17 protein-coding genes are annotated in these 16,338 nt (G+C 33.7%); 8 read left to right on the top strand and 9 right to left on the bottom strand.

The window, feature by feature from the left end; all coding sequences use genetic code 11:
* Window positions 1-53: 53 nt before the first annotated feature.
* Together HNP99_RS01375 and HNP99_RS01370 are read left to right on the top strand one after the other, a co-directional pair.
* On the top strand, window positions 54-866 hold the full coding sequence (locus HNP99_RS01375) for an MOSC domain-containing protein (protein ID WP_173850507.1): 813 nt from the start codon (window positions 54-56) through the stop codon (window positions 864-866).
* Window positions 867-1,033: 167 nt separating this feature from the next.
* On the top strand, window positions 1,034-3,457 hold the full coding sequence (locus tag HNP99_RS01370; protein ID WP_173850505.1) for a cellulase family glycosylhydrolase: 2,424 nt from the start codon (window positions 1,034-1,036) through the stop codon (window positions 3,455-3,457).
* 262 nt (window positions 3,458-3,719) lie between these two features.
* Here HNP99_RS01370 and HNP99_RS01365 read toward each other — a convergent pair whose 3' ends face one another.
* The 6 genes from HNP99_RS01365 to HNP99_RS01340 all read right to left on the bottom strand — a co-directional run bounded on the left by HNP99_RS01365 (window position 3,720) and on the right by HNP99_RS01340 (window position 7,530).
* Window positions 3,720-4,706 carry a phosphotransferase gene (locus HNP99_RS01365; RefSeq protein WP_173850503.1) on the bottom strand — a complete coding sequence of 329 codons (987 nt, stop codon included), beginning with the start codon at window positions 4,704-4,706 and terminating at the stop codon, window positions 3,720-3,722.
* Window positions 4,707-4,773: 67 nt separating this feature from the next.
* Window positions 4,774-4,956: a hypothetical protein gene (locus tag HNP99_RS01360; protein WP_173850501.1), complete on the bottom strand. Its 183-nt coding sequence runs from the start codon at window positions 4,954-4,956 to the stop codon at window positions 4,774-4,776.
* 73 nt (window positions 4,957-5,029) lie between these two features.
* Window positions 5,030-5,398, bottom strand: a complete 369-nt coding sequence (locus HNP99_RS01355) for a hypothetical protein (RefSeq protein ID WP_173850499.1) — start codon at window positions 5,396-5,398, stop codon at window positions 5,030-5,032.
* Between the two features lie 110 nt (window positions 5,399-5,508).
* The gene (locus tag HNP99_RS01350) at window positions 5,509-5,724 is read right to left on the bottom strand and encodes a helix-turn-helix domain-containing protein (protein ID WP_074721690.1); all 216 of its coding nucleotides are present in this window, start codon (window positions 5,722-5,724) and stop codon (window positions 5,509-5,511) included.
* Window positions 5,725-5,726: 2 nt separating this feature from the next.
* On the bottom strand, window positions 5,727-6,242 hold the full coding sequence (locus HNP99_RS01345) for a DUF2975 domain-containing protein (protein ID WP_173850497.1): 516 nt from the start codon (window positions 6,240-6,242) through the stop codon (window positions 5,727-5,729).
* A gap of 118 nt (window positions 6,243-6,360) precedes the next feature.
* Window positions 6,361-7,530, bottom strand: coding sequence for an MFS transporter (locus HNP99_RS01340; protein WP_173850495.1), 1,170 nt, complete (start codon window positions 7,528-7,530; stop codon window positions 6,361-6,363).
* A 275-nt stretch (window positions 7,531-7,805) separates the two neighbouring features.
* Between HNP99_RS01340 and HNP99_RS01335 the strand changes: the two genes are divergently transcribed.
* Both HNP99_RS01335 and HNP99_RS01330 read left to right on the top strand, forming a co-directional pair.
* On the top strand, window positions 7,806-8,060 hold the full coding sequence (locus HNP99_RS01335; protein ID WP_173850493.1) for a type II toxin-antitoxin system Phd/YefM family antitoxin: 255 nt from the start codon (window positions 7,806-7,808) through the stop codon (window positions 8,058-8,060).
* A 1-nt stretch (window position 8,061) separates the two neighbouring features.
* Window positions 8,062-8,319: a Txe/YoeB family addiction module toxin gene (locus HNP99_RS01330; RefSeq protein WP_173851008.1), complete on the top strand. Its 258-nt coding sequence runs from the start codon at window positions 8,062-8,064 to the stop codon at window positions 8,317-8,319.
* A 106-nt stretch (window positions 8,320-8,425) separates the two neighbouring features.
* Here the strand turns inward: HNP99_RS01330 and HNP99_RS01325 are convergent, their stop codons facing one another.
* The 3 genes from HNP99_RS01325 to HNP99_RS01315 form a co-directional block, all read right to left on the bottom strand.
* Window positions 8,426-8,767 carry a DUF3024 domain-containing protein gene (locus HNP99_RS01325; RefSeq protein WP_173850491.1) on the bottom strand — a complete coding sequence of 114 codons (342 nt, stop codon included), beginning with the start codon at window positions 8,765-8,767 and terminating at the stop codon, window positions 8,426-8,428.
* 182 nt (window positions 8,768-8,949) lie between these two features.
* Window positions 8,950-9,498 carry a hypothetical protein gene (locus HNP99_RS01320; RefSeq protein WP_173850489.1) on the bottom strand — a complete coding sequence of 183 codons (549 nt, stop codon included), beginning with the start codon at window positions 9,496-9,498 and terminating at the stop codon, window positions 8,950-8,952.
* A gap of 129 nt (window positions 9,499-9,627) precedes the next feature.
* On the bottom strand, window positions 9,628-10,707 hold the full coding sequence (locus HNP99_RS01315) for a PIN domain-containing protein (RefSeq protein ID WP_173850487.1): 1,080 nt from the start codon (window positions 10,705-10,707) through the stop codon (window positions 9,628-9,630).
* Window positions 10,708-11,142: 435 nt separating this feature from the next.
* Here HNP99_RS01315 and HNP99_RS01310 point away from each other — a divergent pair, with 435 nt between their 5' ends.
* The 4 genes from HNP99_RS01310 to serB all read left to right on the top strand — a co-directional run bounded on the left by HNP99_RS01310 (window position 11,143) and on the right by serB (window position 16,337).
* Window positions 11,143-12,468 (top strand): trigger factor, encoded by a 1,326-nt coding sequence (locus HNP99_RS01310; RefSeq protein WP_173850485.1) that lies wholly within the window; start codon window positions 11,143-11,145, stop codon window positions 12,466-12,468.
* A 403-nt stretch (window positions 12,469-12,871) separates the two neighbouring features.
* Window positions 12,872-13,546 carry an ATP-dependent Clp endopeptidase proteolytic subunit ClpP gene (clpP, locus tag HNP99_RS01305; protein ID WP_026707631.1) on the top strand — a complete coding sequence of 225 codons (675 nt, stop codon included), beginning with the start codon at window positions 12,872-12,874 and terminating at the stop codon, window positions 13,544-13,546.
* Between the two features lie 159 nt (window positions 13,547-13,705).
* A complete protein-coding gene (clpX, locus tag HNP99_RS01300) occupies window positions 13,706-14,938 on the top strand; it encodes an ATP-dependent Clp protease ATP-binding subunit ClpX (protein ID WP_173850483.1) in 1,233 nt (410 codons plus the stop codon).
* 160 nt (window positions 14,939-15,098) lie between these two features.
* Window positions 15,099-16,337 (top strand): phosphoserine phosphatase SerB, encoded by a 1,239-nt coding sequence (serB, locus tag HNP99_RS01295; protein WP_173850481.1) that lies wholly within the window; start codon window positions 15,099-15,101, stop codon window positions 16,335-16,337.
* Window position 16,338 lies beyond the last annotated feature (1 nt).

Genomic DNA, 16,338 nt, shown 5'->3' with positions numbered 1-16,338 from the left:
TTTGGTTTGTGTTGGTGATCCTTTTTTGTAGATTTGAAAAAAATAAAGTCATTATGCTTCAACTTTCAGAAATCTGGATTTATCCCGTTAAATCACTAAGCGGAATCAGTTTAAAACAGTCTAATGTTACTCATCGTGGTTTAGAACATGATCGCCGCTGGATGTTAGTTGATGAGCAAGGGGTTTTCATATCTCAAAGAGAGAATCCTGAATTAGCACTTTTTAAAACAGAAATACTTGATGGTTCTCTAGTGATTAGTTACAAAGAAGACCTATTTGATATAATTAAAGTTCCGCTAGAGTATTCTCCTAGAGTTGTTAAGGAAAATCTAGAAACAGTTATCTGGGAGGATACTGTTGATGCTTATGAGGTGGGTGATGAATTTTCAGCTTGGTTTTCTAAAATTTTAAAACGTGTAGTTCGTTTGGTTTATATGCCAGAAGATAGCAATAGAAAAGTGGATCCTGATTATGCGATCACAACGAGTGATATTACTTCTTTTTCGGATGGGTTTCCTTTTTTAATTATTGGACAATCTTCCTTGGATGACTTGAATTCTCGTTTGAAAGAAGCAGTTTCTATGAAACGATTTCGCCCTAATTTTGTATTCAATGGTGGAAAAGCATACGAAGAAGAAACTTGGAAAAATTTCACGATTGGCAACCTCTCTTTTTATGGCGTAAAGCCTTGTGGAAGATGTGTAGTGGTTACAATAGACCCCAAAAAAGGAATTTTAGCAGGAAAAGAACCTTTGCGAACTTTGTCTAAATATAAAAATGTTGGGAATAGTGTGATTTTTGGACAAAATTTAATTGTCCAAAAAGAGGGAAGTGTTGCTATTAGTGATGTTCTAACAATTATATGAAAAATCTTTAAAATTAATGATAAAAGAGTCATAATTTACTGATATTTTCTGCGTTCTGTTTAATGAATTTTAGATAGTAGGTCTTGATTTTCTGATTGATGCTATAAAAGCAATAAATTTGATAAGGAAAGGATTCTATTTTGATTAATTTATTGAATACCATAGTTATGAAAAAAAAATACCACCTAAAAAAGGTAATAAACGTATGTTTATTTGCAGGTGCTTTGATTCTTAGTTCATCTGTTTTAAAAGCCCAAAATTATTGTAGTTCAACGCCTGTTGCTGTTCATGGTAACTTGAGTGTAAAAGGAACAAAGATTGTTGATAAGAATAATAAGCCGGTAAGCTTTGCTGGAAATAGTTATTTTTGGTCGAATACTGGTTGGGGAGCAGAGAAGTACTACAATGCTGATGTTGTGAAATTTTTAAATGACAATTGGGGTACAACAATAATTCGTGCAGCAATGGGGGTTGAAGATTCAGGAGGTTATATCAGTAACCCTACTGAAAATAAAAACAGAGTCAAAACTGTTGTAAATGCTGCAATTGCTGAGGGGATGTATGTAATTATTGATTGGCATTCTCATCATGCCGAAGACAATCAAGCGGCAGCAATTGCCTTTTTTAAAGAGATGGCGCAAACGTATGGTAACAATCCAAATGTTATTTACGAAATATACAATGAGCCGTTGCAGGTGTCTTGGTCTAACACGATCAAACCTTATGCAGAAGCTGTTATTTCCGAAATTAGGAAAATAGACCCTGATAATTTAATCATTGTAGGGACACCAACGTGGTCACAAGATGTTGATGTTGCGGCAAATGATCCCATTACTAGTTCAACAAATATTGCTTATACCTTGCATTTTTATGCCGCAACGCATAAAGAAAGTCTAAGGCAAAAAGCGCAAACGGCACTAAATAAAGGTATTGCTCTTATGGTAACTGAATGGGGAACTGTAGAGGCGAGCGGAAATGGAAATGTAGATGTTGCGTCTACAGATGCTTGGATGTCTTTTCTAGCGACGAATGACATATCACATGCAAACTGGTCTATTACAGATAAAAGTGAGGGTGCGTCACTTGTAAATCCTGGAGCAAGTGCAACAGGAGGTTGGTCGGCAAGTAACTTGACCGCTTCAGGAGCAAAGGTAAAAAGTATTATTCAAAACTGGAAACAGTATTGTACTGCTGGTACTACGCCAACAAATGCAGTACCTACGGTTGTATTAACAAGTCCTTTAAATAATACTAGTTTAGTTTCAGGAACTGCTGTACAGCTAAAAGCTACAGCTAGTGATAGTGATGGAACAGTAAGTCAGGTTGAGTTTTTTGTTAATGGTACCAGCATTGGTAAAGACATCTCAAGTCCTTACGCAATTAACTGGACTCCTACTACAGGTTCGTATACTTTAACTGCAAAAGCTACTGATAATGCTGGCTCAAGTACAACTTCAACAGCAATTGTAGTAACAGCAAATGTTACAGGAGCTGCTAATAATATTATAATTAGAGCCAAAGGGGTTGTTGGTGATGAAACAATGGATATTGTAGTAGGTGGTGTAGTTCTAGGAACTTTTAAATTAACTACTAATTATGCTGATTATGCTGTTTACGGTTCAGGAACAGTAAGAGCTGCTTTTACAAATGATCAAGGAACTAGGGATGTACAAGTAGATTATGCTAAAATTGATGGTATTACTTATCAAGCAGAAAATCAAACTATAAATACTGGAGTATGGCAAAATAGTACTTGTGGTGGTTCTAAAAGCGAATGGTTAAACTGTTCAGGATATATTGAGTTTGCAACTACTGTAGTTACACCAATAAATCAGGCTCCTACAGTTTCGATTACTAGCCCTATTAATAATAGTAGTGTAGTTACGGGAAGTGCTATTCAAATTAATGCTTTAGCTAGTGATAGTGATGGAACAATAAGTCAGGTTGAGTTTTTTGTTAATGGTGTTAGTATAGGTAAGGACACTTCTAGTCCGTATACCATTAGTTGGTCACCTTCAGCTGGGGCTTATAGCTTGACAGCAAAGGCTACCGATAACGCTGCTGTAAGTAAAACGTCTTCAGTTATTGCAATGACTATAACTGCAGTATCTGGTGGAGGAACTACGGGTAATTGCACTAGTTTACCTACTTGGACTGCATCAGCTGTGTTTGCAACTGCAGGGATGCAAGTCGTTTACAATGGTAAAATTTATAAAAATAATTGGTACTCTAGCAATCAAAATCCGGAGACTAATTCAGGTCAATGGCAAGCTTGGTCATTGGTTGGGGCTTGTAGTAGTACACAAAAAGTTGCTGCAAATGCAAAAACAGCAATAAACACAGAAGAAGATAGCGGAGTAAAATTGTTTCCCAATCCTTCAAGTGATAGGGTTCAGTTGAATACAGGTGATACCGATGATTTTTCTAAGGTATCTGTTTTTGATGCGCAGGGAAGGTTAATGTTTGAAAAAGAAATTAGATCAAAAGAAGTTGTCGAACTTTCAATTAGTAATTATTTAGATGGAATTTATTTGGTTAAATTGTCAGGTAAAAGGAATGCAACTAAGATTTTAGTGAAAGAAACTAAATAAGCAATGGAATTAGAATAGATATTAAAGCGACCAATTTGGTCGCTTTTTTTTTGATTAATGGATGCTGGTAAATAAAATGGTACAAATTAAAAACTTCAAGTGCTGTTTTAATTTATTGAAATCAGGTTGTTGTTTCACCTATTCTCTTAAGTGTATTAAATCCCCTGCTTGTTATTAATCGAGCGACTAAGGTAGAAATTGTAACCACTAAAGATTAAATGTTCTAAAAGTCAAGTTGTGGATTTGGACTTATGTTACTGTTTTATTCCTGTAGATTATGATATTCCATCCACGATTTCAATCGGGTTACGTACATTAATTTTAAATAGTTTTCAGTTAGAAAAACATTAGACCAATCAAATCGTTGCGATTGTACGCCGAGGTAAAAAATCCAAACCGCCGCTGCTGCTTCAGGAATTAAACCTATTTCCTTACTAGTTAATTCTCTTACATGCTGATAGCCTTTTAAAAATGCCGCTTTCTTTATTTCATATTCGTTTTTATCGTTTTCAATATGAAACAATTGTTTGCAAAAATAAGCTACATCTAATATTAATGGGCCGTTGCCACAAAAGTCAAAATCAAATAAGGTAATTTGGTTATCCTCAGTGATACTCATGTTGTCGTACCAAATATCCAAATGAACAATTCCTGTCGAAACCTTGGAATAATCAATACTTCCAAAAGTTGCTGCTATTTTAGTGCTAACAGCCTTCAAATATTGCATTTCTGGATTCTCTGCCGGAAAATGTTGTAGCGCTTGCTCATAAGGTTTTTTTAATAAACTTTCAGAATTATACGTAATTCGGTTGCAGCTTTTGTCTACTGTAGTTTGATGTATTTGTGCCATCAGAACACCAATTTTAAAGCAAGTAGCTTCATCCATAAACCTCATTTTTCCGCCTTCGGCAAAAGAGAAAAGCACAGCATAGCGCAACCCTTCAGGAGCGTTTATCTCATGAATATATTGGTTATTACGATCAACAATAGGATATGAAATACTGTTGCCGTTATGTTTTAAAAGTAGAAGTAAGTCAATTTCGGCTTCAATTTCTTTTTTAGTACGCCAGTTGTAGCAATACACTCGCAGCACATATTTTAGTTGCTTGTCGGTTATAAAATACGTGTGATTGATTCCGGTTCTAAACAATTGACAAGTTACATTGGGACTCAAATTGTATTTTTCGATGACAAATTTTCTAAGGGTAGTTGCTGAAAGTGTGCTGCTGGAAACTGGAAAATGACTCATATTTTCATTTTAGATGGAGCACAAAGGTATTATTTCGTTACGGATTTATACTCTTGTGGCTGCTAAATCAATCTTTCTTGTCTTGTTGTTCGGTTTGATGTTGTTTTTGGTGCGGCAAGCTGTCGCCTACATTCATTCCAGACGCCATTCCTATCATAAAAGCGGTTAGGACTACCATAATTTTTCTTTTTACCCAAAGAATAGGGTGCGTAGATTGCTCTAAACGCGATTTGTTTTTCTGTTTATACATGATGTAATTTGTAAATGATGAAACATTTGATAGCATCGTTATGCCATAAAAGCATAAACACTTAGAAAATTTTCTAAGCGATGTATAAACTAGAGAGTGCGTTACGAGAATTAAGGGTCTCGTTTAAAAATAGGTTTTGGGCAATAGAAGAAATGATTTTTTGAAACAGTTGTCTTCTGGTTTTTAAGATATCCAGAACACTTAGGCTGTAGCTAATTGCAAATTGCAGATAAGTAATCGGAATCGAAATTACCGATTGTACCGCTAGAATTTGCTTGAAATAGACTGTTTTTGAGCGAGCTGTTTTTGCATCGCTACTGACAATTGCATTTGAAAATTGATAATATTCAACCGAATTAATAGGAGAAACCAAAGCACCATCGTTTACCATCAAGCCAAAAGCAAGAAAGAGCGCAATAAGATATTTTAGTTGTTTGATCAATTGACGAATTGTTATTTTAATTCAAATGTAAGTGTTTTTAGTATTTAAATGCTTTAAAGGTCTATTTTAAAATAGTTTTTTTTTAAGGATTCAAAAAGAATCTACTACAATTAAGAGGTAGATTCTTTTACATATTCCATAATGTCTCCTGGTTGACATTCTAAAATTTCGCAAATTAATTCGAGTGTAGAAAAACGAATTGCTTTGGCTTTTCCTGTTTTTAAAATAGAGAGGTTTGCAGTGGTGATGCCAATTCTTTCAGCAAGCTCATTAGAGCGCATTTTTCTTTTTGCAAGCATCACATCAACGTTTATTACTATAGCCATAATTATACTGTTAGTTCGTTTTCGTCTTTAAGATTTTTTGCGATTTTAAATACTTCACTTAATACCATAAAAAACAAAGCTAAAACATATACAGAAAAATGGAAACCTATATAATTGTCATTTTTAGAACCGGTTCCTATCTCTTGAAAAGAGAATATTATAGAGCATAGAATGGGTATTCCTTTTAATAATGCTGACAAAATTAGAATCTTTCCAATTTTATTTAAAAGCAAAATAACTTGATCATCAAAAATTTTGTTTTCCATAAATAGAAGCACGACTTTTTTGAGTAAATAAATACCATAGATAAAAACAAAAGAACTTATCGTGATAAAACTTAAAACGATTTTTAAATTTACACCACTAAGTACTAAATCTAAATTTTCTATTTGAAAGGGCTTTTGAATCTTATAATCAAATAGTACTTTGCTTAATTTAACTAACAGAAAAAAAGAAGAAACGATTGCTCCGGTGAAAAAGAAATTAATGAAGAATTTTAAATAGGTTAATTTTTTCATGATTATGTTATTAATGTTTTGTAATTCATGGCAAACATAATAATTAATTATCGATAAACAATAATAAAATAATATAAAACAATATTTTTTTATTTTATGATGAATTTTAAAATCACTTTCATCTGTTTTTTTGGCGTAAAGCCAGTAATCCAAAAATAGGACCAATTGCCAAACAAGAATAAATCAAACTACTGTTAGTCAACAATTGTAACGAACTAATTAATTGGATGCTAACGATTGTTATGGCAAAGCCAATACTGTTGACTAAGGTAAGCGCTGTGCCTTTTACTTCGGCGGGTGCGTTTTGTGCTACTAGTGTAGAAAGCAAAGGAGAATCAGCAACTACGGCCATGCCCCAAAATAGTAGGAACGCGATAAATAGTGTAGCTGAAGGTTGATTGAATAGTAATGGTGAAATAAGACAGCAAATACAAGACAATAATAAAGCAATGGTCGCTATTTTTTTGGTTCCAAAGCTTTCTGATAAATAACCACTAAGCACACAAGCGAGTCCGCCAATACCAATGATAATAAAAGATAGAATAGGAATATTGAATTGTGCTTCGGGATGTAGGTTGTAGTAAGCGGTAAGCATCAACGGAGTGAAAGCCCAAAAAGCATAGAGTTCCCACATGTGACCAAAGTAGCCATAAGCGGCAATGCGTAAATTTTTATTTTCGAAAATTCCAAAGAAGGCTTTGATGTTGACTCCTTGACTTGGTTTTCTAAAAGGACCGTCAGGAACTAGAAACGCCATCATCAAACCACCCAAAATAGCGAGTCCAGCAGTGCAAAGAATAACAAGTTCCCAAGGCAATCCAGAAGTCATACCCTTTAGGAAATGCGGAAAAGCAGTTCCTAAAACGAGCGCGCCAACTAAAAACCCTAGTGATTTCCCTAGTCCTTTTTCGAAATAATCAGCGGCAATTTTCATGCCTACAGGATAGATTCCGGCAAGGAAGAAACCGGTCAAAAACCGAATGCTTAACATGCTTGCTAAATTATTGCCATCCCATAAAATTCCAAGGTTGCATGCAGCGCCAAGTAAAGCACTAATTAAAAACACTTTTGAAGGCGAAAACCGATCGGCTATCGCTAATAGTGCAAAAACTAATGTTCCTAGGATGAAACCAAATTGTACCGCTGAGGTCAAGTAGCTTACAATACTGGGGTTGAGGTTGAAGTGCAATACTAAGTCGGTCATTACAGCATTGCTAGCAAACCAGAGGGAGGTGCAGCAAAATTGAGCGATAACAATTATAGGGAGAATATTTCTTGACGGTTTCATTTACTTATATTTTACAGGCTTTTTAAAGTAGGAAAGCAAAATTAAAGTTTTATTTACGATTGAGCCTTTTATTTAATATTCTTTTGGCTTTATGGTTTAGCTGGAATATGTCTAGCTTAAAAAAAATCATTGCGAGGAACGAAATGATCTAGGATGAAAAGTCACAATTTATGAAAGGATATTTCACGAATTAGAAATAAGTTATCTTCTTTAATTGGATAAATAGTGCATAAAAATGAAATATTGTACATAAATTTGTACAAAATATAGTAATTATGGTAGTCACAAATATTTCAGATTTCAGAAAAGATATTAAATCGTACTTTGATAGAGTGTCAATTAACTTTGAAACGCTAATTATCAACCGCGGAAAAGATTCAGGAATCGTTGTTATTTCATTGGAAGAATACAATTCGTTAATGGCAACAAATTATGAATTGTCGAGTAGAGCAAACGAGAGTAGATTAGATTCGGCAATTGAAAAAATTAAGAATGGAAAGTCGTTTTCTAAAGACCTAATTGAGGACTAAAATGAAATATGTATTTGTTGACGAGTCTTGGGAAGATTATTTGTACTGGCAAAAAATAGACAAGAAGAAAGTTAAAAAAATTAATGAATTGCTAAAAGATATTTCAAGAAACCCTTTTGAAGGAATAGGGAAGCCAGAAGTGCTAAAACACAAATATGCTGGATTTTGGTTTAGAAGAATTGATGATGAACATCGGTTAATTTGTCGATTTATAGATGATGAGATACAAATTTTGAAATGTAGACATCATTACGATTAATAGTTCTTAAAGTGATATTAGTTTGTGGCTATTGCTAGTTTTAAAACGTATTTTCGGTTAGTCAAAAAAAAACTAGAAGTCCGCAATAGCCACAAGCTCGAGAGTGCTATCCCCAAAAACAACTGTACTCATCTTTCTCGATTAATCGAATAAAGTCTAATAAATGCTTTACGATTGGTTGCGGTTTATAGGCATGCCATTTTAAATCGGATCTTTGCCAAAATACTTTCCATTGGTCGTCTTTTTGAACATAAGTGGCTTTGGCAATATCGTTTTCAACTTTCTTTTTTGGATCCATCCAATCAGGTCTGATTTCGAAGATGAACACACTTTGTTTATCAATACGGTATCCAATGTCAATTTGAGACCTCATTTCTTCCTCTGGTCGAATGTAAGATAAATAATTTTCAATTTCTTCAATCTCGATACTGGCTATTTCGTATTTCATTATGTTTTTGTTTTTTATGATTTGATTTTATTAATGTATTGTTCACAATGTCAATTGTTTAAAGTCATTGTAAGGGACGAATCAATCTCATTTGCTACATTATAAATATACTTATTTTTATTATTTTAGGCAGAGCATTCAAAATTATCCAGTTGTGATTTGTAATAATTTTAAATTCCGTGCTATTTCCATTCCCATTGCGGGTCATCTTTATAATTGATGTTTAAATGAGCAGCTAAGGTGGTAAGCCTTGTCTTGACTTGATTTATGTTAGCGATTTTACTCTTCGGGAAAATAAACGATTGACCACTTTTTAGTTTTATAAATATTGAAGATGGTATTTCATTAATTTCGACTATTTCGGTGGTGATAATTTTACTTTCGCTTCCATTACTAGAGGCAAATAAGAATTCATTATCTATTTCGAAATTGATTTCTCTACCTATGCTGTCTTTATAGTTTTCGGCTATAAATTTTTTATAATGTTTAATGTAATGTCGCTTTTCCCATATAGGATATAGAAAATACCATAGGCATGAGATAATAAAAAAGATTACGCCTAAAGCGTAATTAGTGTTATAAAAAGAGTAAAACAAACCAAATGTGAAATAAATTAATGGAATCATTATTTTACTTTTTTGTCTTTTTTTCTTAATGTTGTCCGATTTTGAAGCGGTAAAAAGTTGGTAGATTAGATAATCTTTTTCGTCTATTTTGTATATTAAGGTCATTTTTTTATTTTAAAAACTAATTAAATTTGAAAGGGGTAGTGGATTTAAAGTGAGGAGACTTGAATGTTTTTGGAAGATTCAGGTGAATATATTCAGGTTAGTTTTTATTATTGTTATGGCTATCAGGGTTTATAGCAGGCCGAATATATTTATTTCAAGATTTTTTACAGTTTTGATATTTGTATCGAAATTAAATGAAATATTCAAAAATGATTTACTAAAAATAGTCATTGTTATATAATCACTATTTGTTTCTATTTGATGTCTTTTGGGGAAAGATAATTGATTCTCTTCATAAAATGTTTTAGGGAGAGTCAGTTGAATTTCAGTATTCTTTAAGAAAAATCTCAATTCTCCAAAAAACGTATTTTCTTCAATCTCCTCCCAATGTAATAATTTAGGGTCTTCAATGCCTTCTAAAATACGAAAGCTAAATTTTATAAGATATGATAAATTTTCAAATGATCGAGAATGTTCTTTAAGGATATCAGTGAGCCATTTTTGCGATTGAGAATTTATATACTGCTCTATACTTTGCTCAATGATTGATTCTTGAGGATAAATAAAATTTGTCATAATTATTTCAGAAGTGTATTTGTGTTGATCACGAACTTCTGCGTTAATAAAGTCTTTTATAGACTCATATACTTTAAAATTATTAGTTAATCCATAAGATTTAATATCATCTATTAAATCATTATGAAAATTTATTTTTGCCAAATTATAAAAATCTGAAGAATTATTATTAATAAAAGCAATGTCTTCATTTTTATTTAGTTTTAAATAATCTAAGAATGATAGCCATATTAAAGTGTCTCTAAATCCTTTGTCATCCTCTTTGAATGGTTTGATTTTTTTTATTGCTCTTTCCACAAGTTTTTGATTGGGGACTAAATTAAAGGGGAAGAAATTTACATGATTGGTTCGTTTCATCAGTAAACTTTTAAATGAATAGTCATTATCTAATTTGTCAGGAATTAACGGCGAATTTTTATTAATTAAAGTATTGTATTTTTTTATATTATTTTTTAAAGTACTTTCAATAGCGTTCAATTCATCATGAAATTTATTATCTATTTCATCACATACTATTTCTGAAACAGCTAATGTTGAGTTTGTGTTTTCTAAATAGTTTAGTAAGTATTGAAAATTAGCATTTTGTAAGTGCCAATGACCGTATATTATATTGGTATCAATAAAGATAATCATTTGTTGTTGAGTTAATGAGTTGCTTTTTTGTGTACGTTGCAGATTACGTGATTAATCAGGCCAAAAATAGTTTTGTAATTATGTAAACCCGCCATACTTCATTTTCTATTTCAAATATATATTAATTATCGTATTAATTGTAAAAACAATGTTGATTGTTGGCAATTTGTTGCGTGAAGGATGGCAGTGGAGCTCTTTATTGTTTTATCCCGCAGGGTAAAGCAATAAAAGCGGGAACGTACAGCCTGACCTGACGGCCCCGATGGCAATCGAGGGATGGAAGGACACGCCCAAAATCAAACAAAACATCCTTTAGTTTTGAGGTTTGAATTGGTTGAAACTCCATAGTTAAGGTTCGGGGTTAAAAAGCTTGGTTGGCTTGGAAAAATTTTATAATTTTGCCCACCGAATTTATAATGTAAATTAAAGAAGAAGATGGATATCAAAAGAGTAGCAATAGACGCTGTAAATGAAACAATTGTAATGACAGTTGTGAACATGGATTATAAAGGTCAAGTAGCAAAAAGAATAAACGAAAAAATGCCTTTGGCAACTGTAAAAGGTTTTAGAAAAGGACAAGTTCCTAAAGATCTTGTTGCTAAACAATACGGTCGTGGGATTAAAGAAGAAGAAGTGAAAAAGGTTGTTGATTTGGCTTTAGAGCGTTTCATTCAATCAGAAAGATTAAACCTTCTTGGGACTCCGCTTCCTAAAGTAAACGAAAACTTTGACTGGGATGCTGAAGAGTTGACTTTTGAATACGAAATTGGATTAGTTCCTGACTTTACATTAGACTTAGAGGCTAAAAACGATATCGTAAAATATGTTGTTACTGCTGATGATAAATTAATTGACGGTCAAGTAGAACGTATCCAAAAACAATTTGGTACTGCAATTCCACAAGAAGCTGTTACTGCAGACTCAGATATCACGGGAACTTTTACAAACGAAGAAAAAGGAATTAACAACGCAACGACTATTGCTGCTGATCTTTTTAAAGATGAGGCAATTTTTAAACTTTTTATTGGTAAAAAAGTAGGTGATGTAGTTACTGTAAATACGAAAGGTTTATTTAATGACGACCACCAATTGATGGACGTTATGAAAGTAGAGCATGATGATGTTCATGGTTTAGAGGTTGATGTAAACTTCACTATCGAAGCTATCAACACGGCTGAATTGGCTGAATTGAACCAAGAATTGTTTGACAAATTGTTCGGAGCAGGAACTGTAGCTTCTCTTGACGAATTGAAAGCAAAAATCAAAGAAGATGCAGAAAACCAATTTGCAACTCAAGCAGACCAAAAATTATTAGGTGATGTTACTGAGTTTTTAATTGAAAGCACAAAATTTGACTTGCCAGCTGAATTCCTTAAAAAATGGTTGCAAACTGTAGGAGAGAAAAAATTGTCTCCAGAGGAAGCAGAAGTTGAATATGCACGTTCTGAAAAAGGATTGCGTTTTCAATTGATCGAAGGTAGAGCTATGGCGCAATCTGACATCAAAATCACTTTTGAAGACTTAAAAACGTTTACTACAAAAAATATCCGTCAGCAAATGGCACAATTCGGACAAACAAATCCAACGGACGAAGAAGTTCAAGGAATTGTAGCAAGAGTTTTGTCTAACCAAGACGAAGTAAAAAGACTTTCTGACCAAGTAGTTGCTGAGAAATTATTGGATTTGTTTAAAGAAAAAGCAAACCCAACAACTAAAGAAGTTACTTACGACGAATTTATCGCTGCGTCTTACGGAGAATAAATTGTAGTCTGTACCCCGTCATAAAATGAAACGTCAAATACCTGAATAGGGTAGCGATTGTTGAAATTTTATGATTTGCTTACAGAGTCAAAATAATAAAAATTAAGTATATTTGAGCGTCAGAAGAATTATTTCTTTGGCGCTCTTTTATTTTTCACTAATTTAGGAGCTAATCCAGCCATCCGTTACAAGTTTTTTCTTCCGTTTCTGTTTTTAATATCCTTGCAAGAGCTTCCTGCGGTCGCTTTGCAAGAATAAAAAAACTAAAAAACGGAATTCAAAAAGCTTTTCACTGCTGTCTGGGCTAAAAAATAAGACATATTGACACGATCTGCAATTAGGAACGACCTTTGCAGTAGGAATAATATAATAAGATACAAAGTACAACTTAGAACACATACACATGAACTACGGTAAAGAATTTAAAAAGTTTGCTACAAAGCACCAAGGAGTTAATGCCATGTATTACGATAAAATCGTTGCGGCAATGAACCCTACAAATATGACTCCTTATATCATTGAAGAACGCCAGTTGAATATTTCTCAGCTTGATGTTTTTTCTAGATTAATGATGGATAGAATTATCTTTCTAGGAACAGGAATCGATGATCAAATTGCAAACATCGTTCAAGCACAATTATTATTCTTAGAAAGCGCAGATGCTTCTAAGGACATCCAAATTTACTTGAACTCTCCAGGAGGAAGCGTTTATGCAGGTCTTGGAATTTATGACACCATGCAATACATCAAACCTGATGTAGCTACAATTTGTACCGGTATGGCGGCATCAATGGGTGCGGTATTGTTATGCGCAGGTGCCGAAGGGAAACGTTCAGCATTGCCACACTCAAGAGTTATGATTCACCAACCATCAGGAGGAGCACAAGGTGTTGCTACAGATATGGAAATCAACTTGAGAGAAATGTTGAAATTAAAAGACGAATTATACAATATCATTTCGCACCACTCAGGACAAACATTTGATAAAGTACATGCTGATAGTGAGCGTGATTACTGGATGAAAGCGGATGAGGCAAAAGAATACGGAATGATTGATGAGGTTTTAAGAAGAGGATAATTTTTTAAGTTTCAGAGTTGCACAGTAACTAAGTTAGTTACTGTGCAATTTTGAAAATTACTAAATAGATTAAATTTTAAAGTTTAGAAAACTAATTTTCAGGGTACGCTAGCCGAACTTTGTAACTTAGAAACTCAGAAACTTTGCAACTAAAAAAAGATGGCGAAAGAAAAATTAGAATGTTCGTTTTGTGGAAGGAAGAAGCCAGAAACTCAATTATTAATTGCTGGAATTGATGCGCACATTTGTGATAAATGCATCGAGCAAGCGCACGGAATTGTTTTAGAAGAATTAAAATCAGCTGGAGGTACCAACTTAGTAGGTGATTTGATTTTGAAAAAACCGAAGGAAATCAGAGCTTTTCTAGACCAATACGTTATAGGGCAAGACCAAACTAAAAAAGTGATGTCGGTTGCGGTTTACAATCACTACAAGCGTTTAATGCAACAGCAACAAGACGATGAGGTAGAGATTGAAAAAAGTAACATCATCATGGTAGGGCAAACCGGGACAGGTAAAACGTTAGTGGCTAAAACCATTGCAAAAATGTTAGACGTTCCTTTGGCTATTGTAGATGCTACGGTATTGACAGAAGCAGGTTATGTAGGTGAGGATGTCGAGAGTATCTTAACTCGTTTGCTACAAGCTGCGGATTATGATGTTACCAAAGCAGAGCGCGGAATCGTATTTATTGACGAAATTGATAAAATTGCTCGTAAAAGTGACAATCCGTCCATAACGCGTGATGTATCAGGTGAAGGTGTGCAACAAGCATTGCTTAAATTGTTAGAAGGAACAGTTGTAAACGTACCGCCTAAAGGAGGTCGTAAACACCCAGACCAAAAATTTGTTGAAGTAAACACTCAAAATATCTTGTTTATCGCAGGTGGTGCTTTTGACGGAATCGAAAGAATTATTTCGAAACGTTTGAACCGCCAAGCAGTAGGATATTCAACTTCAAAAAATGTAGATAATATCGACAAAGAAAATTTATTGCAATACATCATTCCTAAAGATATTAAAGATTTTGGTTTGATTCCTGAGATTATTGGTCGTTTACCAGTATTAACACACATGGACCCGTTAGATAGAGCTACTTTACGTTCTATTTTAACAGAGCCTAAAAATGCGTTGATCAAGCAGTACCAAAAATTATTCTTGATGGATGAAGTTGATTTCACTATCACTGATGAAGCTTTGGACTTTATTGTTGACAAAGCATTAGAGTACAAATTAGGAGCTCGTGGATTACGTTCATTATGCGAAGCAATCTTAACAGATGCTATGTATGAATTACCAAGTTCTGATGATAAAAAATTAGAAATTAATAGAACTTATGCCGAGGAGACGCTAAATAAAAACTTATTGAAGCGTTTAGAGATTGCATCTTAAAAATTGCGTTTTTATCAAAAATACAAACCTGTTCATTGATTTGAACAGGTTTTTTTTGGTCAAAATTATCGTATTTGTTATTGTTTTAAAAAAGTGATCCTATTCTTTTTTATCACCTCTAGATTACCGATTTTTGTTCATCGATTCAAATAATTAGATTATGGCAGTAGAAGAGGGCAAAGAGGTTATTTTATTAAAGGTTTCTGGACAAGACAAACCAGGAGTTACTGCTGGTTTAACATCTATATTAGCAAATTACGAAGCAACTATTTTAGACATTGGTCAAGCCGATATTCATGATACTTTATCCTTAGGGATTTTATTCGAAATCAAGGCTGGCTCTTCTTCAGCACCTGTTTTAAAAGATTTGCTGTTTAAAGCTTACGAGTTGCAAATAAAAGTAAAGTTTACACCCATCTCAATTGAAGACTATGAAAATTGGGTAAAAGGGCAGTCTAAAAAAAGATACATTGTCAATATCTTAGGAGAAACTTTAGCTGCAGCACAACTGTCGGCAGTGACTCAGGTACTTTCAGACTTAAATTTGAATATCTACGCTATTAAGCGATTAACAGGAAGGGTTTCAATTATTGAAAAAGGACAATATCCGCGCTCTTGTGTACAATTATCCATTTCAGGAAACATCTTGGATAAGAGTTTGATTACGGCTAAATTCATGGAGATTTCTAGAACCTTAAATGTAGATATCTCTTTTCAAGAAGATAATATTTATAGAAGAAACAGGCGTTTAGTTTGTTTTGACATGGACTCTACCTTAATACAAACCGAAGTGATTGATGAGCTAGCTGATCTAGCAGGCGTAGGTGAGCAAGTACGTGCAATAACCGAATCAGCTATGAATGGTGAAATTGATTTTGGCGAAAGCTTCAAACAACGCATGGCATTGCTTGAAGGTTTGAGTGAAGAAGTCTTGCAAAAAGTAGCCGTAAATTTACCAATAACGCAAGGAGCACACCGCTTGATGAAGGCTTTGAAATATTATGGATACAAAACCGCAATTCTGTCAGGAGGGTTTACTTATTTTGGAAAATATTTACAAAAAGAATTAGGGATTGATTACGTACATGCTAATGAGTTAGAAATTATAGATGGCAAATTAACGGGTAAATATTTAGGTGATATTGTTGACGGTAAAAAGAAAGCCGAACTACTTCAAGCAATTGCTGATAAAGAAGGCATTCATATCAACCAAACTATTGCAGTAGGTGATGGAGCAAATGATTTACCTATGTTAAACTTAGCGGGTCTGGGAATTGCATTTCATGCAAAACCAAAGGTTAAAGAGAGTGCGTCAACGTCTATTTCTAGTTTAGGACTAGATGGTGTTTTGTATCTTTTAGGATATCACGATAGACACATCGACATGATGATCGAATAAT

Source organism: Flavobacterium gelidicaeli (genome assembly GCF_013294005.1).
GTDB lineage: Bacteria > Bacteroidota > Bacteroidia > Flavobacteriales > Flavobacteriaceae > Flavobacterium.
Note: the sequence above shows the minus strand (reverse complement) of the source record. Positions and strands in the feature narration are given on the sequence as shown.

Coding starts and splice junctions, on each gene's coding strand:
- HNP99_RS01375 (WP_173850507.1), top strand. CDS start 54: ATGCTTCAACTTTCAGAAATCTGGATTTATCCCGTTAAATCACTAAGC.
- HNP99_RS01370 (WP_173850505.1), top strand. CDS start 1,034: ATGAAAAAAAAATACCACCTAAAAAAGGTAATAAACGTATGTTTATTT.
- HNP99_RS01365 (WP_173850503.1), bottom strand. CDS start 4,706: ATGAGTCATTTTCCAGTTTCCAGCAGCACACTTTCAGCAACTACCCTT.
- HNP99_RS01360 (WP_173850501.1), bottom strand. CDS start 4,956: ATGTATAAACAGAAAAACAAATCGCGTTTAGAGCAATCTACGCACCCT.
- HNP99_RS01350 (WP_074721690.1), bottom strand. CDS start 5,724: ATGGCTATAGTAATAAACGTTGATGTGATGCTTGCAAAAAGAAAAATG.
- HNP99_RS01345 (WP_173850497.1), bottom strand. CDS start 6,242: ATGAAAAAATTAACCTATTTAAAATTCTTCATTAATTTCTTTTTCACC.
- HNP99_RS01340 (WP_173850495.1), bottom strand. CDS start 7,530: ATGAAACCGTCAAGAAATATTCTCCCTATAATTGTTATCGCTCAATTT.
- HNP99_RS01335 (WP_173850493.1), top strand. CDS start 7,806: ATGGTAGTCACAAATATTTCAGATTTCAGAAAAGATATTAAATCGTAC.
- HNP99_RS01330 (WP_173851008.1), top strand. CDS start 8,062: ATGAAATATGTATTTGTTGACGAGTCTTGGGAAGATTATTTGTACTGG.
- HNP99_RS01325 (WP_173850491.1), bottom strand. CDS start 8,767: ATGAAATACGAAATAGCCAGTATCGAGATTGAAGAAATTGAAAATTAT.
- HNP99_RS01320 (WP_173850489.1), bottom strand. CDS start 9,498: ATGACCTTAATATACAAAATAGACGAAAAAGATTATCTAATCTACCAA.
- HNP99_RS01315 (WP_173850487.1), bottom strand. CDS start 10,707: ATGATTATCTTTATTGATACCAATATAATATACGGTCATTGGCACTTA.
- HNP99_RS01310 (WP_173850485.1), top strand. CDS start 11,143: ATGGATATCAAAAGAGTAGCAATAGACGCTGTAAATGAAACAATTGTA.
- clpP (WP_026707631.1), top strand. CDS start 12,872: ATGAACTACGGTAAAGAATTTAAAAAGTTTGCTACAAAGCACCAAGGA.
- clpX (WP_173850483.1), top strand. CDS start 13,706: ATGGCGAAAGAAAAATTAGAATGTTCGTTTTGTGGAAGGAAGAAGCCA.
- serB (WP_173850481.1), top strand. CDS start 15,099: ATGGCAGTAGAAGAGGGCAAAGAGGTTATTTTATTAAAGGTTTCTGGA.